This is a genomic window from Sodalis sp. RH21 (assembly GCF_047324175.1).
Lineage (GTDB): Bacteria > Pseudomonadota > Gammaproteobacteria > Enterobacterales > Enterobacteriaceae > Acerihabitans.
Window position 1 is genome coordinate 1406844 of the sequence record NZ_CP178732.1, and the last position, 23283, is coordinate 1430126.

Below are 23283 nucleotides of genomic sequence, written 5' to 3' on the forward strand. Positions count from 1 at the left end.
GGGATCTATTGTGCGCACTGGGGCGGGATTATGCAAATTCCGCCGGTGCGGGCCGGCAAGGCCCCGCACCCTGGGGGTTACTGATGGTAATTTTGCAGGAAACGGCCGAATTTGCCGATGGCGGTTTCCAATACATCCACGCTCGGCAGCGTTACGATGCGTAGATGATCGGGCCACGGCCAGTTGAAGGCGCTGCCCTGCACCAGCAGGACTTTTTCTTGCAGCAACAGATCCAGCACCAGCTTCTGATCGTCGAGCACGTTAAACCGCCGGGCATCGATGCGGGGGAACATATACAGCGCGCCGCTGGGTTTCACGCAGGATACCCCGGGAATATCATTGATCAGCTCCCAGGCGCGGTTGCGCTGCTCGTAGAGCCGCCCGCCGGGGTTGATAAATTCGCTTATGCTCTGATAGCCGCCCAGGGCGGTCTGAATGGCGTGTTGCATCGGCACGTTGGCGCACAAACGCATTGACGCCAGCATTTCCAGCCCCTCTATATATCCCTTGGCATGTTTTTTCGGGCCGTTAAGCACCATCCATCCCTGGCGGAAACCGGCAACGCGATATGTCTTGGACAAGCCGTTGAAGGTCACGGTCAATAAATCGGGGGCCAGCGCCGCGATGGAGTGATGCTGGGCGGCGTCGTAGAGGATCTTGTCGTAAATTTCGTCGGAAAAAATAATTAAATCGTGCTGGCGGGCGATTTCCACCAGTTCGAGCAACATCTCTTTACTGTACACCGCGCCGGTGGGATTATTCGGGTTGATAATCACCAGGCCGCGGGTGCGCGGGGTGATTTTACTGCGGATATCGTCCAGGTCCGGAAACCAGCCGGCTTCTTCATCACACAAATAATGTACCGCGTTACCGCCGGACAGCGACACCGAGGCCGTCCACAGGGGGTAATCCGGCGCCGGGATCAGCATTTCGTCGCCGGTATTCAACAGCGCCTGCATCGACTGTTGGATCAGCTCCGATACCCCATTGCCGATATAGACATCTTCAAGGGTGATATCATGCATATTGCGCGCCTGGTAATGCTGCATGATCGCCTTGCGCGCCGTATATAATCCTTTTGAATCGCAATACCCCTGCGAGGTCGGCAGATTGCGGATGACATCCACCAAAATTTCATCCGGCGCGTCAAAACCAAACGGCGCCGGATTACCGATATTCAATTTGAGGACTTTGTTACCCTCTTCTTCAAGGCGCTTTGCTTCTTTTAGCACCGGGCCACGGATGTCATAACAAACATTTTCCAATTTGCTGGATTTTTCAACGGGTGCGATCACGATATTACGCCTTATACCAGAAAAACGTATTCCGACCATGGAATCACGCATTACGCATAATGTACTCCTCTGCCGGGGGCTTTTGAAGGATAACGGCGGGCTTCGGGGGTAATGTTCAGGAGAACTAAGAGCAGTAGCGCAAAATAGATTTTTTCAACCATTTACCGGTGTAATTTGCTGCCATATATGCTAAAAACGAACGATTCAACTACCGATAACTATAGGATAACTCGTAAATAAAAATTTTATGGACATTTATTATACTACTGCGAGCCAATAAGGGTTACTCTCCCTACAGGACGTGATTATTCGGCACATGCACATGGCGGATGCAGGCCGCAACGCGCGACGCGATCGCCATAAACCCCGGGGAAGAAGGATATTGGCGGCAGAACGTGCAATACCGGCGGTTTAAGGGATAAGTCACACATTTGCCCACGCAAAGTATTGCCGGTTCATTGGCTTGTGTGCTTTTTTGCATAGGAAAATAAAGGTCACATTTTGAGGCTTACAAATTATTGTTGTTTCGTTTATGGTAGCTATTTATGGTATACATTTACTTGCCGGTAGATTTAGAAAGAAATTAATTTTGATTGTATAAACAATAGTTAAGAGAAATTTATGTTAATTATGGCGATTGAGAGATAAAAAAGCACTTAACCCTTAATATTCAACATTTATTTCAAATATGAAGAACGCTTTTAATTAATTACTTTTAAGTTTGCGCTCGCTGTTAAAACCTTTTTGATTTTCATACAGCATCATACCAATGATATCCTCATGAAATTTCGCGCTTTACCTACGGTAAAAAAAGCGATTCGGCAATAGCGGCAGAGGTTATCTTTTATATAAGCGAGGACATCGCCCGAAGATGGGGGGATGTCCCAAAAGATTAAAGCAAGTGCCCGTTAACCAAGCGGCGAATCATAGTGATTCGGACCCGGCAGGGAAGGGGCTTTGCTCATAAGAGTTATAGTTTGGAAATGTTTTTTTTGAAACACCAGGGTAGTAGTGTGTAATTAGAATACAAAAGTGAAGACAATATTATGACCAATGCAAATCGTCCAGTGCTCAATCTTGATCTTGATTTATTGAGAACGTTTGTTGCCGTCGCTGATCTCAACACCTTTGCGGCCGCAGCAGCATCAGTATGCCGAACCCAATCGGCCGTCAGCCAGCAAATGCAACGATTAGAACAGCTTGTCGGAAAAGAGTTATTTGCCCGTCATGGTCGTAACAAGCTTTTGACCGAACACGGGATACAATTGCTCGGATATGCCAGGAAAATTTTACTTTACAATGACGAGGCATGCACATCCCTGATGTACAGTAATATTCAGGGCGTGCTGACCATTGGCGCATCGGATGATACTGCCGATACCATACTTCCATTTTTGCTCAGCAGGGTAACGCGTATTTATCCTAAGCTGGCCATTGACGTCAGTGTCAAACGCAGCCTGCTGATGCAAGAAATGCTGACCAATGGCGAGGTGGATCTCGCCATTACCACATTGAGCAATCAAAGCCATCCTTACGTCACGCTGCGCTCGTCCCCGACATTATGGTACTGCTCCGCTGATTATCGCTTCGTTCCGGGGGAAGTCATTCCCCTGGTGGTCTCCGATGAACCCAACTTCTTTCGCACCCTGGCCATAGAGCAACTACAGGCGGCCGGATTGCCGTGGCGCGTTGCCTATAGCGCCTCGACGCTCGCGGCTACCCGTGCGGCGGTCAAGGCGGGGCTGGGCATCACGGTGCGCCCGGTGGAAATGATGAGTCCGGAGTTGCGGGTATTGGGAAAAAACGAAGGCATGCCTGCGCTACCTGAAACGCAGTATGTCCTTTGTAAGCACCCGCAGTGCGAAAATGAACTGGCCATGGCTATTTTCAGCGCGGTGCAAACGGGGAACAACTTTTACAGTCCCGATATTTCGCCGCCGGTCAAAGGAGAGGGGGCGGGAGAAAGTTTCACGGTCAATGATGAATAAACATGCCATTGTATAAAATTAAGCCCCTGAAATACGGGGCTTAATTTCCTAAAGAATGTAAAAATACCGTTTTGAAAGTAAAAAAACCGCTAGCGCTGGATAATAATCCGCCTTTGCGCATTTCCCGCCCCCGATCGCCTTTTTGTTACCCGACGTAAAATTACCCGCTGGCAATACCATTGCAAAATCCTTGTCAATTAAATCAAAACACTGTTTCTGGTGCTTATTTTTCGTAAAGGCCGCACAGAATGTGCAACATTTAATGTGATAAGTTGCAAAATTGTGTCCTGGATCAAATTTTACCCTTGCCGAATACGCGGAATAACATGATTTCCGGTGAAAATGGTATAGTTACCTGCGGGTCATCGTAACGTAGCACGGATCGTATAGGCTGATTGTTCCGATCACTGACACGATTAAGCGGCGGACGCGCGCATGATATGTTAATCAGTTATTACATGTGTAAATTACTATGAAGTTTCCTTTGTCCAAGTTGACAAAAGGTTATGTAAAGGAGTAAAAACCCCACACAATGGCTGTGTTTGCCGGTGGCATCGGCCCGGTGCGGTTTTTTTAAACTTCTTCCCATAAATCGATGTGGTGAGTCGAACTGCCGTTGACTAAGAGCAGACTGCAAAATGCCACTTTTGATGAGCAAAATGAATGTCAATAACCACTGAAGTTACCGCCCATTATTGGGCGTTCGCCGTATTCCTCGCCGGCGCCGTCGGTCTGTGCTGTTTTATGCTGCTTGGCGGTTACCTCCTTGGCGGCCGGGCCCACGCGCGATCGAAAAACGTTCCATTTGAATCCGGCATCGACCCGGTAGGAACCGCAAGACTGAGGCTTTCCTCCAAATTTTACCTGGTAGCCATGTTTTTCGTCATTTTCGACGTTGAGGCCCTGTATTTATATGCCTGGTCGGTCTCCATTCGCGAGGTTGGCTGGGTTGGCTTCTTTGAAGCCGCCATTTTTATTTTCGTGTTGTTGGCGGGCCTGGTTTACCTGGTGCGCATCGGCGCGCTGGACTGGACGCCTGAACGTTCCCAGCGCCTGCGCCGTTCCGGCCCGGTCACTGAAAACCAACGTCATCAGCAGTAACAGCGAGGCATCAAAATGGATTACACCCTCACCCGTGTAGAGCCGGACGGTGAGAATGACCGTTACCCCCTGCAAAAACAGGAAATCGTCGCCGATCCCATGGACGGCCACGTCAGCCGCAGCGTTTATTTGGGCAAACTTGAGAATGCCCTGCACAACGCGGTGAACTGGGGGCGGGGCAATTCTTTGTGGCCTTATAATTTCGGCCTCTCATGTTGTTACGTTGAAATGACCACCGCTTTCACGGCGGTGCACGATGTGGCGCGCTTCGGTACCGAAGTTATCCGCGCCTCACCGCGCCAGGCGGATTTCATGGTGATTGCGGGCACCCCCTTTACCAAAATGGCCCCGGTTATCCAGCGCCTCTACGATCAGATGCTGGAGCCGAAGTGGGTGATCTCCATGGGCGCCTGCGCGAATTCCGGCGGCATGTACGATATCTATTCCGTGGTGCAGGGCGTGGATAAGTTTTTGCCGGTCGATGTGTATATTCCCGGCTGCCCGCCGCGGCCGGAGGCCTATATCCAGGCGCTGCTGCTGCTGAAGGAATCCATTGGCAAGGAACGGCGCCCGCTCTCCTGGGTGGTCGGCGATCAGGGGGTCTATCGGGCCAATATGCAATCTGAACGCGAGCGCAAACAGGGCGAGCGCATCGCCGTGACCAACCTGCGTTCCCCCGACGAGATTTAAGCGCGAAGCGATGTGACGTTTGTCGTCCATAATCAGATAACGCGCAGAATGGCATGACGCCGGCACAGCCTTAATTTGGTGAAAAAAAACTATGACAGAGTTGATGACGCAAAATCTCGCCCAGCCGGCCTGGCAAACACGCGATCACCTTGATGATCCCGTGATCGGAGAGTTGCGTGACCGTTTCGGCCCGGAAGCCTTCACCGTGCAGCCTACCCGCACCGGCATCCCCGTGGTGTGGGTCAAGCGCGAGCAAATTCTCGACATCCTGGTATTCCTGAAAAAGCTGCCGAAACCCTATGTGATGCTCTACGATCTCCACGGGGTGGACGAGCGTTTGCGCACCCATCGCGCAGGCCTGCCGGCGGCGGATTTCACCGTGTTCTATCACCTGATTTCCATTGATAGAAACCGGGATATCATGCTGAAAGTGGCGCTGGCGGAAAACGATCTCCACCTGCCGACCATTACCAAAATCTTCCCCAACGCCAACTGGTACGAGCGGGAAACCTGGGAAATGTTCGGCACCGTGTTCGACGGCCATCCGCACCTGACGCGCATTATGATGCCGCAAAGCTGGCAGGGCCACCCGCTGCGTAAAGACTACCCCGCGCGCGCCACCGAATTCGATCCTTATATGCTGACCAAGCAGAAAGAGGATTTGGAAATGGAAGGGCTGACCTTCAAGCCGGAAGAGTGGGGCATGAAGCGCGGCCGGGACAACGAAGATTTTATGTTCCTCAACCTCGGTCCGAACCATCCCTCGGCCCACGGGGCCTTTCGCATTATTTTGCAGCTTGACGGCGAAGAAATCGTCGATTGCGTGCCGGATATCGGTTATCACCACCGCGGCGCGGAAAAAATGGGCGAACGCCAATCCTGGCACAGCTATATTCCCTATACCGACCGGGTGGAATATCTCGGCGGCTGCGTCAATGAAATGCCTTACGTGCTGGCGGTGGAAAAACTGGCCGGTATCGTGGTGCCCGAACGGGTGGAAGTGATTCGCGTCATGCTTTCCGAGCTGTTCCGCATCAATAGCCACCTGTTGTATATCAGCACCTATATCCAGGACGTGGGCGGTATGACGCCGGTATTCCTGGCGTTTACCGACCGGCAGAAAATTTATGACGTGGTTGAGGCGATCACCGGGTTCCGTATGCATCCGGCCTGGTTCCGCATCGGCGGCGTGGCGCACGATCTGCCGCGCGGCTGGGACGGCCTGCTGCGCGACTTCCTCAACTGGTTGCCCAAGCGGCTGGATTCCTATGTTAAAGCGGCGCTGAAAAACAGCGTGCTGCGCGGGCGCGCCGAAGGCGTCGCCGCGTATAATGCCCAGGAAGCCCTGGATTGGGGCGTGACCGGCGCCGCGCTGCGCGCCACCGGCATCTCATTCGACGTGCGTAAATGGCGTCCGTACTCCGGTTATGACAAGTTCGATTTCGAAGTGCCGGTAGGCGACGGCATCAGCGATTGCTACAGCCGCGTCATGCTCAAAGTCGAAGAGATGCGCCAAAGCCTGCGCATCCTTGAGCAGTGCCTGAACAATATGCCGGAAGGGCCGTTTAAAGCCGATCATCCGCTGACCACGCCGCCTCCCAGAGAGCGTACGTTGCAGCATATCGAAACCCTGATTACCCATTTCCTCCAGGTCTCCTGGGGTCCGGTAATGCCGGCTAACGAATCGTTTCAGATGATCGAGGCCACCAAGGGGATCAACAGTTACTATCTGACCAGCGATGGCAGCACCATGAGCTACCGGACCCGTATTCGCACGCCGAGTTTCCCGCATCTGCAGCAAATTCCTTCGGTGATCCGCGGCAGCCTGGTATCCGATCTCATCGTCTATCTGGGCAGTATCGATTTTGTTATGTCAGATGTGGACCGCTAATTATGCATGAACATCATAAAGAACCGCATGAGCACGCCATCGCGCCGGGCCAGCCAAATGAAGCCGAGGCCTTTGTCCTCAGTCCCCAGGAACGCGACGCCATCGAGCACGAAAAGCATCACTACGAAGATGCCCGCGCCGTCTCTATCGAAGCGCTGAAGATTGTGCAAAAACAGCGGGGCTGGGTGCCGGACGGCGCCATCGACGCCATTGCCGAGGTGCTGGGCATCCCGGGCAGCGACGTGGAAGGCGTGGCCACGTTCTACAGCCAGATCTTCCGCCAGCCGGTCGGCCGCCATATCATCCGCTATTGCGACAGCGTGGTTTGCCATATTACCGGCTACCAGGGTATCCAGGCGGCGCTGGAACAGTCGCTGAATATCAAGCCCGGCCAGACCACCGAGGACGGGCGGTTCACCCTGCTGCCCACCTGCTGCCTGGGCAACTGCGACAAAGGGCCGACCATGATGATCGACGACGATACCCATGTTCACCTGACGCCGGAAGGTATCGGTTCGCTATTGGAGCAGTATCGATGATAAGACAGATTGAACGTACTGCCGAGATGCACCCGCTCACCTGGCGCCTGCGCGAAGACGGGCAGCCGGTATGGCTTGATGAATACCGCGCCAAAAGCGGGTATGCAGGCGCGGAAAAAGCCCTCAAGGGCATGGCGCAGGACGATATCGTCGCCCTGGTCAAGGATTCCGGCCTGAAAGGGCGGGGCGGGGCGGGCTTTTCCACCGGCCTGAAATGGAGCCTGATGCCCAAAGATCCCACCATGGATATCCGCTACTTGTTGTGCAACGCGGATGAAATGGAGCCGGGCACTTATAAAGACCGCCTGCTGATGGAGCAACTGCCCCATTTGCTGGTGGAAGGCATGCTGATTGCCGCTTTTGCCCTGAAAGCCTATCGCGGCTATATCTTCCTGCGCGGCGAGTATATCGAAGCGGCGGTGAATTTGCGGCGCGCCATAGCCGAGGCCGCCGAAGCCGGTTACCTGGGCAAGAATATCCTGGGCACCGGTTTCGATTTTGAACTGATCGTCCATACCGGCGCCGGTCGTTATATCTGTGGGGAAGAAACCGCGCTGATCAACTCCCTTGAAGGCCGCCGGGCCAACCCGCGTTCCAAACCGCCGTTCCCGGCGACGTCCGGCGCCTGGGGCAAACCGACCTGCGTCAATAACGTGGAAACGCTGTGCAACGTGCCGGCGATCCTCGAACACGGCGTGGACTGGTACAAGGGCATTACCGCCGGTAGAAGCAACGATACCGGCACTAAATTGATGGGGTTCTCCGGCCGGGTTAAACATCCCGGCGTATGGGAACTGCCGTTCGGCATCACCGCCCGCGAAATCCTGGAAGACTACGCCGGCGGCATGCGCGACGGCCTGACGCTCAAAGCCTGGCAGCCGGGCGGCGCGGGTACCGACTTCCTGACCGCCGATCATCTGGATTTGCCGATGGATTTTGAAAGCATCGGCAAGGCGGGCAGCCGTTTGGGCACCGCGCTGGCCATGGCGGTGGATAACGAAATCAATATGGTTTCCCTGACGCGCAACCTGGAAGAGTTTTTCGCCCGGGAATCCTGCGGTTGGTGCACCCCTTGCCGCGACGGCCTGCCCTGGAGCGTAAAACTGCTGCGCGCCATTGAAAACGGCGAAGGGCAGCCGGGGGACATCGACACCCTGGAACAGCTTTGCCGTTTCCTCGGCCCGGGCAAGACCTTTTGCGCCCATGCGCCGGGCGCCGTCGAGCCTTTGCAAAGCGCCATAAAATATTTCCGGGCCGAATTCGAGGCGGGAATTGCAACGCAGCATATCGGTAATACCCGCGCGATCGGCGGTATTCAGCCAAACTTGCTGAAAGCGCGTTGGTAACCCTGCATCCTGGCCGCGCGCAGCGCGTGCCGGATGTTATGCACCCGAGACGCATTTTGATTAACGCCCGCCGTACGGCGGGCCACACGGAAGCATGCTGACTATGGCTACCATTCATGTAGACGGCAAAGAATACGAGGTCAACGGGTCGGACAATCTGCTTAAGGCTTGTCTCACGCTCGGTCTCGATATTCCTTATTTTTGCTGGCATCCGGCGCTGGGCAGCGTCGGCGCTTGCCGCCAATGCGCGGTAAAGCAATACCAAAACGCCGAAGATACGCGCGGCCGGCTGGTGATGTCCTGTATGACGCCGGCATCCGACGGCACCTTCATCTCCATCGAGGACGAGGAGGCGCAGCAGTTCCGCAAGAGCGTGGTGGAGTGGTTGATGATCAATCACCCCCACGATTGCCCGGTGTGCGAAGAGGGCGGCAACTGCCATCTCCAGGACATGACGGTAATGACCGGCCAGAACTTCCGCCGCTACCGTTTTACCAAACGCACCCATCGCAACCAGTATCTCGGCCCGTTTATCTCCCATGAGATGAACCGCTGTATCGCCTGCTACCGGTGTGTCCGCTATTACAAAGATTATGCCGACGGCACCGATCTCGGGGTGTACGGCGCGCACGATAATATTTATTTCGGCCGTCCCCAGGACGGTACGCTGGAAAGCGAGTTTTCCGGCAATCTGGTTGAAGTATGTCCGACCGGGGTTTTTACCGATAAAACCCATTCCGAACGCTATAACCGCAAATGGGACATGCAGTTCGCTCCCAGCATTTGCCAGCAGTGCAGCGTCGGGTGCAATACCAGCCCGGGCGAGCGTTACGGCGAACTGCGGCGCATCGAAAACCGTTTCAACGGCAGCGTGAACCATTACTTCCTGTGCGACCGCGGCCGTTTCGGTTACGGTTATGTCAATCTGAAAGATCGTCCGCGCCATCCGCTGCAACGCCGGGGCGATGACTGGATCTCCCTGAACGCCGACCAGGCGATGCAAGGGGCCGCCGACGCGCTGCGCCAGGCCAAAAAAATGATTGGCATCGGTTCGCCGCGCGCCAGCGTAGAGAGCAACTTCGCCCTGCGTGAGCTGGTGGGCGCCGCCAATTTTTATAACGGCGTTTCCGACGACGAACAGGCCCGGCTGAACATGATGCTCAGCGTGCTGCGCGACGGCGGCATCCATACGCCTTCGCTGCGCGAAATGGAAAGCTACGATGCGGTGCTGGTGCTGGGCGAAGACTTGACCCAGACCGGCGCGCGCATCGCGCTGGCCGTGCGCCAGGCCGTCAAGGGCAAAACCCGCGAAATGGCCGCGGCGCAAAAAGTCGCCGACTGGCAAATCGCCGCCATTCAGACCATCGGCCAGCATGCCCGGCATCCGCTGTTCGTCACCGGCGTCGATCGCACCAAACTCGACGATCTCGCCGCCTGGACCTATTGCGCGCCGGTGGAGGACCAGGCTCGCCTGGGCTTCGCGATCGCCCACGCGCTGGATGACGCGGCGCCGCAGGTCGACGGTCTGTCCGACGAGCTGCGCGCCAAAATCGATGTTATCGTCCAGGCCCTGGCCGGCGCCCGCAAGCCGTTGATTATCTCCGGCAGCAACGCCGGCAGCGTCGCGGTGATCGCCGCCGCCGCCAACGTCGCCCGCGCGCTGAAAGGGCGCGGCGCCGACGTCGGCATTACCTTTGTGGCCGCGGCCGCCAACAGCATGGGACTGGCGCTGATGGGCGGCGGCTCCCTAGACGAGGCGCTGGCGCAAATCGAACAGGGCGCGGCGGATAGCGTAATCGTGCTGGAAAACGACCTGTACCGCCACGCCCCCGCCCAGCGGGTGGACGCGGCGCTGGCGAAAGCCATCAATCTGATTGTGGTGGATCACCAGCGCACGGCCATTATGGATAAGGCCAACCTGATTCTGCCGGCGGCCAGCTTTGCTGAAAGCGACGGCACGCTGGTTAACCAGGAAGGCCGCGCGCAGCGCTTTTTCCAGGTATACGATCCGGCTTATTACGACGACCAGACCATTATGCTGGAGAGCTGGCGCTGGCTGCATTCGCTGCATTCCACCTATCTCGACCGCCATGTGGACTGGACGCAGTTCGACCATATCATCGCCGCCTGCGCCGAGACCCTGCCGCAGTTGGCCGGTATCGTGCAGGCCGCGCCGGATGCGGGCTTTCGCGTCAGCGGGCAGAAACTGGCCCGTGAGCCGCACCGCTACAGCGGCCGTACCGCCATGCGCGCCAACATCAACGTGCACGAGCCCCGCCAGCCGCAGGATAAAGACACCATGTTCGCCTTCTCCATGGAAGGCAACAGCAGCCCCCAGGGCACCAGCAAACAAGTGGCGTTCGCCTGGGCGCCGGGCTGGAACTCCCCCCAGGCCTGGAATAAATTCCAGGACGAGGTGGGCGGCCATTTGCGCCACGGCGACCCCGGCGTGCGTTTGCTGGAAGCCGGCGAGGATCGTTTGGCCTACTTTACCGACATTCCGGCGGCCTTTGCCGCGACGGACGGCGGCCCGTGGCGCGTCGCCCCTTATTACCACCTGTTCGGCAGCGAAGAGACTTCGCAGCGCTCGGCGGTGATCCAGGAGCGCATGCCGGAACCTTACGTGATGGTAAGCCGCCAGGATGCGGAGCGCCTGGGCGTTAACAGCGGCACGCTGCTGGAATTCAGCTGCGCCGGCCAATCGCTGCGGCTGCCGGTGCGCTTTAGCGACGCGCTGGCCGCGGGGCAGGTCGGACTGCCGCTTGGGCTGCCGGGCATTCCGCCGGTATGGGCGGGACAACCGGTTGAACATCTGCGGGAGGCCGCGTTATGAGTTGGTTAACATCGGACGTGATTGACATCATATTAACGGTTTTGAAAGCGATAGTGATCCTGCTGGTGGTAGTGACCTGCGGCGCGTATATGAGCTTTGCCGAACGCCGGTTGCTGGGCTTGTTCCAGAACCGGTACGGGCCTAACCGGGTCGGCTGGGGCGGTTCGCTCCAACTGGTGGCGGATATGCTGAAGATGTTCTTTAAAGAGGACTGGGTGCCGCCGTTCTCCGATCGGATGATCTTCACCCTGGCGCCGGTAATTGCTTTTACCGCGCTGCTGGTATCCTTCACCATCATTCCGGTCAGCCCCACCTGGGTGGTATCGGATCTCAATATCGGGGTGCTGTTCTTCCTGATGATGGCGGGGCTGGCGGTGTATGCGGTGCTGTTCGCCGGCTGGTCGAGCAACAATAAATACTCCCTGCTCGGCGCCATGCGCGCCTCGGCGCAGACCTTGAGCTACGAGGTGTTCCTCGGACTGTCCCTGATGGGCGTGGTGGCGCGGGCCGGGTCGTTCAGCCTGGGCGATATCGTCGCCTCCCAGGCCGATTTGTGGAATATCATTCCGCAATTCTTCGGGTTCGCCACCTTCGTGCTGGCGGGCATCGCGGTCTGCCACCGCCATCCCTTCGATCAGCCCGAAGCGGAGCAGGAACTCGCCGACGGTTACCATATCGAATATTCCGGCATGAAGTTCGGCCTGTTTTTCGTGGGTGAATATATCGGTATCGTCACCGTATCGGCGCTGATCGTGACGCTGTTCTTCGGCGGCTGGCAGGGGCCGTTTTTGCCGCCGTTTATCTGGTTCGCCCTGAAAACCGCCTTTTTTATGATGATGTTTATCCTGATCCGAGCGGCGCTACCCCGTCCGCGCTATGACCAGGTGATGGCTTTCGGCTGGAAAATCTGCCTGCCGTTAACGCTGCTGAACCTGCTGGCGACGGCCGCGGTCATTTTGTATAACGCTCAATAAGGGGTGAATAAACCATGACATTAAAAGAGTTAGTGATTGGTTGCGGCACCCAGCTACGCAGTATCTGGATGATCGGCATGCAGGCGTTCAGCAAGCGCGAAACGCAGATGTATCCCGATGTGCCGGTCAATCCGCCGCCGCGGTTTCGCGGCCGTATCGTCCTGACGCGGGACCCGGACGGCGAAGAGCGCTGCGTGGCCTGTAACCTGTGCGCCGTGGCCTGTCCGGTCAGCTGTATTTCGCTGCAAAAAGCGGAAACCGCGGACGGACGCTGGTATCCCGAATTCTTCCGTATCAACTTCTCCCGCTGCATTTTTTGCGGCCTGTGCGAAGAAGCCTGTCCGACCACGGCCATCCAGCTGACGCCGGATTTTGAAATGGGCGAGTTCAAGCGGCAGGATTTGGTCTATGAAAAAGAAAATTTGCTGATTTCGGGGCCGGGTAAGTATCCGGAATATAATTTTTACCGGATGGCCGGTATGGCGATCGGCGGGAAAGATAAAGGCGAAGCGGAAAACGAAGCCAAACCCATCGATGTCAAAGGTTTGCTGCCCTAAGGAGTTAAGCATGGAAGTCGCTTTTTATTTGTCCGGCCTGGTGGCGATATTGGCTACGCTGCGGGTCATTACCCACACTCATCCGGTTCACGCATTGTTGTACCTGATCGTCTCGCTGCTGGCCATAGCCTGCGTATTTTTTACGCTGGGGGCCTATTTCGCCGGGGCGCTGGAAATCATCGTCTACGCCGGCGCCATCATGGTGCTGTTTGTGTTTGTGGTGATGATGCTTAATCTGGGCGCCGCCGACGTGCGCCAGGAACGCGACTGGCTGACCCCGTCGGCCTGGGTCGGGCCGGGCGTGCTGTCGCTGCTGCTGCTGGGCGTGTTAATCCGCGCCATCTACGGCGTACGCGATCGCGGTATCGCCGGCGACGTTATCAGCGCCAAATCCGTTGGCATCGCGCTGTTCGGACCTTACGTCCTGGCGGTGGAGCTGGCTTCCATGCTGCTGCTGGCCGGGCTGGTGGTGGCCTTCCATCTGGGGCGCGAAGACCGCGAGGGCGATGCGGTGAATAAAGGCCCCAAAATAACCGACGCCATTAAAAGAAAATCGGAGGAACAGGCATGATCCCGCTAACCCACGGACTCATTTTGGCCGCCATTCTATTTGTACTGGGTTTGACGGGCATGCTGATTCGCCGCAATTTGCTGTTTATGCTGCTGGGGCTTGAAATCATGATCAACGCCTCCGCCCTGGCGTTTATCGTTGCCGGCAGCTACTGGGGCCAGGCGGACGGGCAGGTGATGTATATCCTGGCCATCAGCCTTGGCGCGGCCGAAGCCAGTATCGGCCTGGCGCTGCTGCTGCAACTGCACCGCCGCCGCCAATCCCTGAATATCGATACAGTCAGCGAGATGCACGGATGAACCTACTCTATTTAACAATTCTGTTTCCCCTGTTGGGCTATGTGCTGCTGGCCTTTTCCCGGGGACGCTGGTCGGAAAACCTGTCGGCCGCGGTGGGGGTCGGGACCATTGGCCTCGCCGCCCTGACCACCCTGTGGGTGGGGCTGGATTTCCTCGGCAACCGTCCCAGCGATACGGCGGTATTCAACCAGCCGCTGTGGACCTGGATTTCGGTGGATAATTTCAACATCGCCTTTACCCTGACCCTGGACGGCCTGTCGCTGACCATGCTGTCGGTGGTCACCGGCGTCGGGTTTTTCATCCATCTGTTCGCCTCCTGGTATATGCGCGGCGAAGAGGGCTACTCGCGCTTTTTCGCTTATACCAACCTGTTTATCGCCAGCATGGTCCTGCTGGTCCTGGCCGATAACCTGCTGGTGATGTATCTCGGCTGGGAAGGGGTGGGGCTGTGCAGCTACCTGCTGATCGGGTTCTATTACACCGAATCGAAAAACGGCAAGGCGGCGATGAAAGCCTTTATCGTGACCCGGGTAGGGGACGTGCTGTTGGCATTCGCCCTGTTTATCCTGTATCGCGAACTAGGCACGCTGAACTTCCGCGAGCTGATGGTGCTGGCGCCGCAGCATCTGGCGGTCGGTTCCACCGCCATCACCCTGGCGACGCTGATGCTGCTGGGCGGCGCGGTAGGCAAATCGGCCCAGTTGCCGTTACAAACCTGGCTGGCGGATGCGATGGCCGGCCCGACGCCGGTCTCGGCCCTGATTCACGCCGCCACCATGGTGACCGCCGGGGTGTATCTGATTGCCCGTACCAACGGCCTGTTCCTGATGGCGCCGGACGTGCTGCATCTGGTGGGGATCGTCGGCGCGACCACCCTGGTGCTGGCGGGATTCGCCGCACTGGTGCAAACCGATATCAAACGGGTGCTGGCGTACTCCACCATGAGCCAGATTGGCTACATGTTCCTGGCCCTGGGCGTACAGGCCTGGGACGCGGCTATTTTCCACCTGATGACCCATGCGTTCTTCAAAGCGCTGCTGTTCCTGTCCTCGGGGTCGGTGATCCTGGCCTGCCATCACGAGCAGAATATCTTCAAAATGGGCGGACTGCGCAAATCCATCCCGCTGGTGTATATCTGCTTCCTGGTGGGCGGCGCGGCCCTGTCGGCCCTGCCGATTATTACCGCCGGCTTCTACAGTAAAGACGAAATCCTGTGGGGCGCCCTGGCCAACGGCAACTTCAACCTGATGTTCGCGGGCCTGGTCGGCGCGTTGCTCACCTCCATTTACACCTTCCGCATGATCTTTATCGTGTTTCACGGTAAAGAACAGATCAAGGCCCATGCCGGCAAAGGGATCAGCCATCACTTGCCGCTGCTGGTGCTGCTGGTGCTGTCCACGTTTATCGGCGCGCTGATTACGCCGCCGCTGGCGGGGGTATTGCCGGACGGCCGCGCTGGCGAAGAGGGCAAGATGACGCTGGAAATTATCTCCGGCGTGGTGGTGGTGGTGGGCATCCTGATCGCCGCCGCTTTGTATCTCGGCAAGCGCAGCCTGGTTAACGCCGTGGCCGCCAGCGCGCCGGGACGCTTTTTCACCGTTTGGTGGTTCAACGCCTGGGGTTTCGACTGGCTGTACCATAAAGTGTTCGTCAAAACCTATCTGGGTATTGCCAAGCTGCTGCGGCGGGACCCGTTGAACGCTTTGCTTGATATTCCGGCGGTGCTGGCGCGCTGGGCCGGCCGCGGCCTGACGTTCAGCGAGAGCGGCCAGCTGCGCTGGTACGCAGCTTCCATGAGTTTGGGCGCCGTAATAGTGGTGGCGCTGCTGGTTTTTGTATAACGAAGGTTGTTTAACGCAGTGAGTTACGCAGTTTAGTTGCTGATAACTCTCGTTTAAAACAACGGCGGTTAACGACGCGCGAGGAGAGGGGGTTACACCGGCAGTATGCCTTCCCCCGCTCCGCAGCAAGTTTTCAGGTTTTTTCAATTTAGGGACGCACAACGCCATGCTACTACCTTGGCTAATACTTATCCCCTTCATTGGCGGTCTGCTGTGTTGGCAATGCGAGCGTTTTGGTACCCGGGTACCGCGCTGGATAGCCGTGATCGCGATGGGGCTGACGCTGGCGCTCTCCCTGCAACTCTGGTTGCAGGGCGGGTATACACTGGTTTCGGCGCAGGGACTGCCGCAGTGGCAATCCGAATATATTTTACCGTGGATACCGCGGTTCGGTATTTCCATCCATTTGGCGCTGGATGGCCTTTCCCTGCTGATGGTGGTGCTGACCGGCTTGCTGGGCGTGCTGGCCATCCTCTGTTCCTGGCGTGAAATCCAGCGCTACCAGGGGTTTTTCCACCTGAACCTGCTGTGGATACTCGGCGGCGTGATCGGGGTGTTCCTGGCCATCGACATGTTCCTGTTCTTTTTCTTCTGGGAAATGATGCTGGTGCCGATGTACTTCCTGATCGCCTTATGGGGACATAAGGCGTCGGATGGTAAAACCCGTATCACCGCGGCGACCAAATTCTTTATCTATACCCAGTCCAGCGGCCTGCTGATGCTGGTGGCCATCCTGGGGCTGGTGTTCGTGCATTTCAACGCCACCGGGGAATGGACCTTCAATTATGAAGATCTGCTGCACACCCCCATGTCTTCGCTGGCGCAATATCTGCTGATGCTCGGCTTTTTCATCGCCTTCGCCGTAAAGATGCCGGTCGTGCCGCTGCACGGCTGGCTGCCGGACGCCCATAGCCAGGCGCCCACCGCCGGTTCGGTGGATTTGGCGGGGATTTTGCTTAAAACCGCCGCCTACGGCATGCTGCGTTTTTGCCTGCCGCTGTTTCCCGAGGCGTCGCACCAATTCGCCCCTATCGCCATGTGGTTCGGGGTGGTCGGTATTTTCTACGGCGCCTGGATGGCTTTTGCCCAAACCGATATCAAGCGCCTGATCGCGTATACCAGCGTCTCCCATATGGGGTTCGTGCTGATCGCCATCTATAGCGGCAGCCAGCTGGCCTACCAGGGCGCGGTGGTGCAGATGATTGCCCACGGCCTGTCCGCCGCCGGGATGTTTATTATTTGCGGCCAGCTGTACGAACGTCTGCATACCCGCGACATGCGCCAGATGGGCGGCCTGTGGGGGCGGATAAAATTCATCCCCGCCATGTCGCTGTTTTTTGCGGTTGCTACCCTGGGGATGCCCGGCACCGGTAACTTTATCGGCGAAATCCTGATCCTGTTCGGCAGCTTCCCCGTCGTACCGATGATTACGGTTATTTCTACTTTCGGCCTGGTGTTTGCTTCGGTTTATTCATTGATCATGATTCAGCGCGCGTATTATGGCCCGGCCAAGTCAAAAGAAACCCTGCCGGGCATGTCGTTGCGCGAACTGTCGATCGTGATGCTGCTGGCGGTGTTGCTGGTGCTGCTGGGCTTTTTCCCGCAGGTCATCCTTGATACCTCCTCCGCGGCGATGAGCAATGTACAGCACTGGTTCGCCATAAACGAAGCCGGTTCAACCATTTCAACAACAAGGCCGTAATTCGCCATGACAATAACTCCTCAACAACTGATCGCACTGTTACCGCTGTTGATCGTCGGATTGACGGTGGTGGTTGTGATGCTGTGCATAGCGTGGCGACGCGACCACTTTATCAATGCCACCCTGACCGTTATCGGCCTGAACCTGGCGTTATTATCGCTCTATTTCGTCGGCCAGGTCGGCCCGATGGATGTGACCCCGCTGATTCGGGCGGACGGCTACTCCATGTTTTATACCGCCCTGGTGCTGGCCGCCAGCCTGGCCACCAGCACTTTTGCCTACCCGTGGCTGGCGGGTTATCCCGGCAACCGGGATGAGTTTTACCTGCTGGTGCTGATTGCCGCCATGGGGGGTATTTTGCTGGCCGGCGCCAATCATCTGGCGTCGATGTTCCTGGGCATTGAACTGATCTCGCTGCCGCTGTTCGGGCTGATCGGCTACGCCTACCGGCAAAAACGTTCGCTGGAAGCCAGTCTTAAATACACCCTGTTATCCGCCGCCGCGTCGTCGTTCCTGCTGTTCGGCATGGCGCTGGTCTATGCCGATACCGGCAACCTGTCGTTTGGCGGCCTGGGCCGGGTGCTGGATGATACCATGCTGCGCCAGCCGCTGTTGCTGGCCGGCCTGGGCATGATGATTGTCGGTTTGGGTTTCAAACTTTCCCTGGTGCCGTTCCATTTATGGACGCCCGATGTTTACCAGGGCGCGCCCGCGCCGGTCTCCACTTTTCTGGCCACCGCCAGCAAAGTGGCGATCTTCGCGGTGCTGATGCGTTTGTTCCTGTACACGCCGGTGGTGAACAGCGACGCCCTGCGCCTGGTGCTGGCCATTATCGCCTTCTGCTCCATTATGTTCGGTAACCTGATGGCCATCGGGCAAACCAATATCAAACGCCTGCTGGGTTATTCCTCCATCGCCCATTTGGGCTACCTGACGGTGGGGCTGATTGCGGTACAGGCCCACCAACTGGCTGTGGAAGCGGTGGGCGTCTACCTGGCCGGCTATCTGTTCAGCAGCCTGGGCGCCTTCGGGGTGGTCAGCCTGATGTCCAGCCCCTACACCGGTCCGGATGCCGATTCGCTGTATTCCTATCGCGGCCTGTTCTGGCATAAACCGATTTTGTCGGCGGTGATGACGGTCATGATGCTGTCCCTGGCCGGTATCCCCATGACGCTGGGTTTTATCGGTAAGTTTTATATCATGGCCGCAGGCGTGGGCGCCCACCTCTGGTGGTTAACCGGCACCGTGGTGCTCGGCAGCGCCATCGGGTTATATTACTATCTGCGCGTGATGGTCAGCCTTTACCTCAGCCCGCCGGAAAAACTGCGCCGCGATACCCCCTCCAACTGGGCATTGACCGCGGGCGGGGTGGTGGTGCTGATTTCCTCCTTGCTGGTACTGTTGCTGGGTATCTATCCGCAGCCGCTGATTTCGCTGGTCAGGCTGGCGCAGCCGCTGATGTAACCGTGTCTCTCCCTGGACCGCCCGCTGGCGGTCCAATTTTTTAATCCCCGGGCCGCGCGAAATAATTCTCGTTAAAAAAAGCCTTTATTGACGTCCGTCATTGTTTCTTTGTGCCATTCGGTGATAATGCAAATAACTCTCATTGACGTTTGGCTCGGGTTCGATGTTCACTTCTGGTCTCAAATACCTACTGTTCGGTTTCATCGGTTGGCTCGGCATCTCGCTCGCCTGGGCGGCTGACGACTATCAAACCTGGATTACCGATATCCAGGGCCGCCTGGATACCACCGCGCAGCTCTACCAGCAGCAGAAAGCGGACGAAGCGCGCCATGAAGTGCAAATGGCGTATTTTGAGGTTTTTGAAAATCTCGAAGGGCCGATCCGTATTAATATTTCGGCGCAAAAAAGCTATCAAATGGAAAGCGAGTTCGGCGAGATCCGCCGCCTGATTGGCGAAGGCAAACCGCTGGCGGAAGTGCAGGCCAAGATCAACGGCCTGAAAAACGATCTCGATAGCGTATTGCCGGTATTGGCCGGCGGTCACCAATTGGTGGCGGCGGGGCAGCATGGCGCCTACGAAAATACGCAAATCGCCCTCTATTGGCAGCAAAGCTTTAAAACCATCGACGACCTGCTGGCCAACGCCTTGACCCAATACCAGCAGGGGCAGTACGCCGCCGCCAGCCAAAGCGTACAGCAAGCCCATTTCCAGGGATTCAAAAATTCCGAAATGGAAATGTCGGTGCGCAAAAACCGCTCCGCCCAGCAGGCCGCCGCGATCAACCAGGAGTTTATCGCCCTGATTGCCCTGGCCGGCAAACCCGACCAAATGAACGATATGTCCTATAACGTCACCACGCTATTACAGGATATCGAAGATCTGTTGCCCGGACTGCCCACCACCCGCGACGACCAGCCGGTTGCGGCCCCGGTCGCCGGGGGCATCGCCGATAACGGCGCCAATCCGGCCGCCGGCGCCGACGGACAGCCCGATGCCAACTGGCGCCAGGTCAGCAACGACATTAATACCGCCGTGGCCGCGGCTATCGCCCAATATCGCGCGGGCCAGGCCAAAGCCGGCATGATGGCCATCCAGGATGCCTATTTCGATCGCTTTGAAGCCAGCGGCATGGAGAACAAAATCGGCTCGCGCGACGCCGCGTTCAAGTCCACGCTGGAAGGTTACTTCACCCGACTGGTCAGTTTGATGAAAGCCGGCCAGCCGGCCGCCCAACTGCAAGAGCAGGCCGACGCCCTCGCCGCCAACCTCTCCAAGGCGGTGGACATGCTGGGCGAGGGTGGCGAAAGCCACTGGACGCTGTTGGTGTATAGCCTGCTGATCATCGTGCGCGAGGGTATGGAAGCCTTGCTGATCGTCGCCGCCATCGTCGCGTACCTGGTGAAAAATAAACACCAGGACAAACTGCCGCTGATCCGGCAGTCGGTTTGGATCGCGTTGTTGGCGAGCGTGGTCACCGCGGGGCTGTTCCAGTGGCTGTTCGCCAACTCCGGCGCCAACCGCGAGCTGCTCGAAGGCGCCACGATGATGATTGCCGTGGTCACGCTGTTCTTTATGAGCTATTGGCTGCTCTCCAAAGTGGAGGCGCGGCATTGGAAAGCCTATCTGGAAGGGAAGATTACCTTATCGTTAACCAGCGGATCTCTGGCCGGCCTGTGGTTCACCAGCTTTCTGGCGGTATATCGCGAAGGGGCCGAGACGGTGCTGTTTTATTATGCATTGCTGGGGGATGCCAGCAACGTCGGCGGCCAACTGTCCATCCTGGCCGGTTTCCTGATTGGCTGCGTAATCCTGGTGCTGGCCTATTTGTTAATGCGTTATACCGTCGTGAAACTGCCCCTTAAACCGTTCTTTATGTTTACCGGCGGCTTCATGTATTTAATGGCCTTTGTTTTTGCCGGCAAAGGGGTATTGGAGTTAATCGAAGGCAAATTATTCGAACCCACGTTGTTGAAGGGCGTACCGGAAATCACCTGGCTGGGCATCTATCCCTACCTGGAAACCCTGGTACCCCAGATGGTTTTAGTACTGGCCGCGCTGGCGGCTCTCTGGGTTATGCGCCGGCGTTCCGGTACCACGTTGCCAAAACAGGAAGCGGTGTAGAGCACTCTATAATAATGTAATTTTTTTGCTGACTGAGGATGAAGTTGATGAAGATGAATAAAAGCCTGGTGGCCGCACTGGTTGTAACCGGCGTGATAAGTGCCCCCGCCGCGTTTGCCGCCGAGCATCCGGCCGGTGAAACCGTCACCATGAACGAAATGCAAATCGCGGCGGTCTATTTGCAGCCCATCGATATGGAGCCGCGCGGCATGGGCCTGCCCGCCGCCAAAGCGGATGTTCATCTGGAGGCCGATATCCATGCGGTCGAAGGCAATAAAAATGGTTTCGGCGCCGGTGAATGGATGCCCTACCTGACCATTAGCTACACCCTGGTGAATACCGATTCCGGCGATAAGCAGGAAGGCACCTTTATGCCCATGGTCGCCAGCGACGGCCCCCATTACGGCCAGAACGTGAAAATGATGGGCGTGGGCAACTATAAAGTCACTTTCCATATCGAACCGCCGTCAAAAGCCGGCTTGCATCGCCATACCGACGCTGAAACCGGCGTGGGCCGTTGGTGGAAACCGTTTGACGTCAGCTACGATTTCAAATATATCGGTCTGAAATAAACCGGCCCCGCCGCGATTGCCCGGCAGTTGCGGCGGTATCGGCTACCGTCGCAGCGGCCTGCCGGACCGCTGCCTGAGATAGCGTTACCCGTCCTGAGTAGGTTTCATGAACTATTTTTTCGTTACCGCCTTGCAAGCTTTCCTGCCGGTGACACTGTTATGCGGATTGAACTGGGCGCGTCGCCCCGCGCCGTCGGTGCGCGGCCTGGTATGGGTTACCCTGCTGGCTCTAGCGGCCGGTACGCTGGCCGGCGTGCATTTATCCGCCGGGCAACCGACGCAATTAACCCTGACCCTGTTGCAACTGGCCGCGCTGCTGCTGTTTTTAGTCAGCCAATTCTTCGTTTCCATCCGCATGGGCTATGGCTGGCAAGGCCTGCTGATAGCCGGTGCGGCACTGCATTGGGCTAACGATCCCAACTTAAGCGCGCTGACCCCGACCGGGGTGATCAATACCGATTTATTGCTGAACCTGAGCGCCGTGGTGCTGGCGGCGGCGTTAATGGCGCTGTGCGCCGTGCTGGCGGCGATGGTGGTGCGGCGTTTGCCCCCGTGGCGCTGGCCGTTGCTGCTGGCGCTGTCGCTGCTGCTGCTGTTGCCCCTGTGCGGGCAGGCGCTGTTATTATTAATGAAGCTCGAAATCATCGGGCTGACCAAGATGCGGCTCAGTTTTGTTTCCAATGTCACCAACAGCAATCCCTGGCTGAATTATTTCAGCGCCCTGGCCATGGCGCTGCTGGCGCTGGCGTTTACGCGCCCGCTGCTGCGCCTGCGCGGGGATTACCTGCGCCAGGCCCAGCCCATAATGCGCCGCCAGGCGATCGCCCGTTATCGCAACGCCCGCCGTACCGTCGCCACGCTGTTGGCCGCGCTGCTGGTGGTCGTGGCCGCCCAGCTGTATTGGGATTTAGTGGCCTCGCAGCCGCCGAGGCTGTCGGAAGCGGTACCGGTGACGCTCGGCGCGGACGGCCAGGTGCATATTCCCCTGGAACAGGTGCGTGACGGCAAGCTCCATCGTTTTGTCTGGGTCGCCGATGATGGCAAGGCGGTGCGCTTCCTGGTGATTAATCGCTATCCGGATCGCCTGCGGCTCGGGGTAGTGTTCGACGCCTGCCTGTTGTGCGGCGATCAGGGATATGTCATGGAAGGCAACCAGGTGGTCTGCGTGGCCTGCGGCGTGCATATCTTTATTCCGTCCATCGGCAAGGCCGGCGGCTGTAACCCCGTTCCCATCGATAACTGGCGTAATGACGATAAAGAGTTGACCATCGGTAAACCGGCGCTGGTGGCGGGAGTGAATTATTTTAGCACCGTCATAACCTTGCAGGTCACCGACCCGGTGGACGGCAGCAAGCTGACCAATGTGAAGGCCGAACACAAATACAGTTATGGCGGCAAAATGTACTTTTTTGCCAATGAAGCCAACTATAACCGTTTTCGCGCGCAGCCGACCCGGTTCGTGCCGGCCGCGGCCGATGATGCGGGGGAGGGCGAGTAG

At 57.3% G+C, this 23283-nt stretch carries 18 protein-coding genes; 17 read left to right on the forward strand and 1 reads right to left on the reverse strand.

Annotated features, from left to right (window positions below):
• Window positions 1-77 precede the first annotated feature (77 nt).
• Entirely contained in the window at window positions 78-1292 is a 1215-nt protein-coding gene (locus ACL2XP_RS06560; RefSeq protein WP_413739105.1) for a pyridoxal phosphate-dependent aminotransferase, read from the reverse strand.
• A 1049-nt stretch (window positions 1293-2341) separates the two neighbouring features.
• Here ACL2XP_RS06560 and lrhA point away from each other — a divergent pair.
• From lrhA to ACL2XP_RS06645, 17 genes are all read left to right on the forward strand, one after another.
• Window positions 2342-3283: a transcriptional regulator LrhA gene (gene lrhA / locus ACL2XP_RS06565; RefSeq protein ID WP_413737804.1), complete on the forward strand. Its 942-nt coding sequence runs from the start codon at window positions 2342-2344 to the stop codon at window positions 3281-3283.
• Between the two features lie 663 nt (window positions 3284-3946).
• The gene (locus tag ACL2XP_RS06570) at window positions 3947-4384 is read left to right on the forward strand and encodes an NADH-quinone oxidoreductase subunit A (RefSeq protein ID WP_413737806.1); all 438 of its coding nucleotides are present in this window, start codon (window positions 3947-3949) and stop codon (window positions 4382-4384) included.
• Between the two features lie 15 nt (window positions 4385-4399).
• A complete protein-coding gene (locus ACL2XP_RS06575) occupies window positions 4400-5074 on the forward strand; it encodes a NuoB/complex I 20 kDa subunit family protein (protein ID WP_413737807.1) in 675 nt (224 codons plus the stop codon).
• A 91-nt stretch (window positions 5075-5165) separates the two neighbouring features.
• Window positions 5166-6965 carry an NADH-quinone oxidoreductase subunit C/D gene (gene nuoC, locus ACL2XP_RS06580; protein ID WP_413737808.1) on the forward strand — a complete coding sequence of 600 codons (1800 nt, stop codon included), beginning with the start codon at window positions 5166-5168 and terminating at the stop codon, window positions 6963-6965.
• 2 nt (window positions 6966-6967) lie between these two features.
• Entirely contained in the window at window positions 6968-7504 is a 537-nt protein-coding gene (gene nuoE / locus ACL2XP_RS06585) for an NADH-quinone oxidoreductase subunit NuoE (protein WP_413737810.1), read from the forward strand.
• Entirely contained in the window at window positions 7501-8850 is a 1350-nt protein-coding gene (gene nuoF, locus ACL2XP_RS06590; protein ID WP_413737811.1) for an NADH-quinone oxidoreductase subunit NuoF, read from the forward strand. Before nuoE ends, nuoF begins: the two co-directional genes overlap by 4 nt.
• A 94-nt stretch (window positions 8851-8944) precedes the next feature.
• Entirely contained in the window at window positions 8945-11683 is a 2739-nt protein-coding gene (nuoG, locus tag ACL2XP_RS06595; protein WP_413737813.1) for an NADH-quinone oxidoreductase subunit NuoG, read from the forward strand.
• Window positions 11680-12657, forward strand: coding sequence for an NADH-quinone oxidoreductase subunit NuoH (nuoH, locus tag ACL2XP_RS06600; RefSeq protein WP_413737815.1), 978 nt, complete (start codon window positions 11680-11682; stop codon window positions 12655-12657). Before nuoG ends, nuoH begins: the two co-directional genes overlap by 4 nt.
• Before the next feature lie 14 nt (window positions 12658-12671).
• A complete protein-coding gene (gene nuoI, locus ACL2XP_RS06605; RefSeq protein WP_413737816.1) occupies window positions 12672-13214 on the forward strand; it encodes an NADH-quinone oxidoreductase subunit NuoI in 543 nt (180 codons plus the stop codon).
• Window positions 13215-13224: 10 nt separating this feature from the next.
• Complete coding sequence (gene nuoJ / locus ACL2XP_RS06610) at window positions 13225-13785, forward strand: NADH-quinone oxidoreductase subunit J (protein WP_413737818.1); 561 nt, start codon at window positions 13225-13227, stop codon at window positions 13783-13785.
• Entirely contained in the window at window positions 13782-14084 is a 303-nt protein-coding gene (gene nuoK / locus ACL2XP_RS06615) for an NADH-quinone oxidoreductase subunit NuoK (RefSeq protein ID WP_413737820.1), read from the forward strand. Before nuoJ ends, nuoK begins: the two co-directional genes overlap by 4 nt.
• On the forward strand, window positions 14081-15925 hold the full coding sequence (nuoL, locus tag ACL2XP_RS06620; protein WP_413737821.1) for an NADH-quinone oxidoreductase subunit L: 1845 nt from the start codon (window positions 14081-14083) through the stop codon (window positions 15923-15925). Before nuoK ends, nuoL begins: the two co-directional genes overlap by 4 nt.
• A gap of 166 nt (window positions 15926-16091) precedes the next feature.
• Window positions 16092-17627 (forward strand): NADH-quinone oxidoreductase subunit M, encoded by a 1536-nt coding sequence (nuoM, locus tag ACL2XP_RS06625; RefSeq protein WP_413737822.1) that lies wholly within the window; start codon window positions 16092-16094, stop codon window positions 17625-17627.
• Between the two features lie 6 nt (window positions 17628-17633).
• On the forward strand, window positions 17634-19091 hold the full coding sequence (gene nuoN / locus ACL2XP_RS06630) for an NADH-quinone oxidoreductase subunit NuoN (protein WP_413737823.1): 1458 nt from the start codon (window positions 17634-17636) through the stop codon (window positions 19089-19091).
• Window positions 19092-19254: 163 nt separating this feature from the next.
• Window positions 19255-21213, forward strand: a complete 1959-nt coding sequence (locus ACL2XP_RS06635) for an FTR1 family iron permease (RefSeq protein WP_413737825.1) — start codon at window positions 19255-19257, stop codon at window positions 21211-21213.
• Window positions 21214-21260: 47 nt separating this feature from the next.
• Window positions 21261-21785: an iron transporter gene (locus ACL2XP_RS06640; RefSeq protein ID WP_413737826.1), complete on the forward strand. Its 525-nt coding sequence runs from the start codon at window positions 21261-21263 to the stop codon at window positions 21783-21785.
• A gap of 106 nt (window positions 21786-21891) precedes the next feature.
• A complete protein-coding gene (locus ACL2XP_RS06645) occupies window positions 21892-23283 on the forward strand; it encodes a Fe-S-containing protein (protein WP_413737827.1) in 1392 nt (463 codons plus the stop codon).

Bases quoted from the DNA above. Each gene is read 5' to 3' on its own strand.
- ACL2XP_RS06575 (WP_413737807.1), top strand. From the start codon at position 4,400: ATGGATTACACCCTCACCCGTGTAGAGCCGGACGGTGAGAATGACCGT.
- ACL2XP_RS06645 (WP_413737827.1), top strand. From the start codon at position 21,892: ATGAACTATTTTTTCGTTACCGCCTTGCAAGCTTTCCTGCCGGTGACA.
- nuoN (WP_413737823.1), top strand. From the start codon at position 17,634: ATGACAATAACTCCTCAACAACTGATCGCACTGTTACCGCTGTTGATC.
- nuoC (WP_413737808.1), top strand. From the start codon at position 5,166: ATGACAGAGTTGATGACGCAAAATCTCGCCCAGCCGGCCTGGCAAACA.
- nuoH (WP_413737815.1), top strand. From the start codon at position 11,680: ATGAGTTGGTTAACATCGGACGTGATTGACATCATATTAACGGTTTTG.
- ACL2XP_RS06635 (WP_413737825.1), top strand. From the start codon at position 19,255: ATGTTCACTTCTGGTCTCAAATACCTACTGTTCGGTTTCATCGGTTGG.
- nuoE (WP_413737810.1), top strand. From the start codon at position 6,968: ATGCATGAACATCATAAAGAACCGCATGAGCACGCCATCGCGCCGGGC.
- nuoL (WP_413737821.1), top strand. From the start codon at position 14,081: ATGAACCTACTCTATTTAACAATTCTGTTTCCCCTGTTGGGCTATGTG.
- nuoG (WP_413737813.1), top strand. From the start codon at position 8,945: ATGCTGACTATGGCTACCATTCATGTAGACGGCAAAGAATACGAGGTC.
- ACL2XP_RS06570 (WP_413737806.1), top strand. From the start codon at position 3,947: ATGTCAATAACCACTGAAGTTACCGCCCATTATTGGGCGTTCGCCGTA.
- nuoF (WP_413737811.1), top strand. From the start codon at position 7,501: ATGATAAGACAGATTGAACGTACTGCCGAGATGCACCCGCTCACCTGG.
- nuoM (WP_413737822.1), top strand. From the start codon at position 16,092: ATGCTACTACCTTGGCTAATACTTATCCCCTTCATTGGCGGTCTGCTG.
- nuoI (WP_413737816.1), top strand. From the start codon at position 12,672: ATGACATTAAAAGAGTTAGTGATTGGTTGCGGCACCCAGCTACGCAGT.
- nuoJ (WP_413737818.1), top strand. From the start codon at position 13,225: ATGGAAGTCGCTTTTTATTTGTCCGGCCTGGTGGCGATATTGGCTACG.
- lrhA (WP_413737804.1), top strand. From the start codon at position 2,342: ATGACCAATGCAAATCGTCCAGTGCTCAATCTTGATCTTGATTTATTG.
- ACL2XP_RS06640 (WP_413737826.1), top strand. From the start codon at position 21,261: ATGAAGATGAATAAAAGCCTGGTGGCCGCACTGGTTGTAACCGGCGTG.
- nuoK (WP_413737820.1), top strand. From the start codon at position 13,782: ATGATCCCGCTAACCCACGGACTCATTTTGGCCGCCATTCTATTTGTA.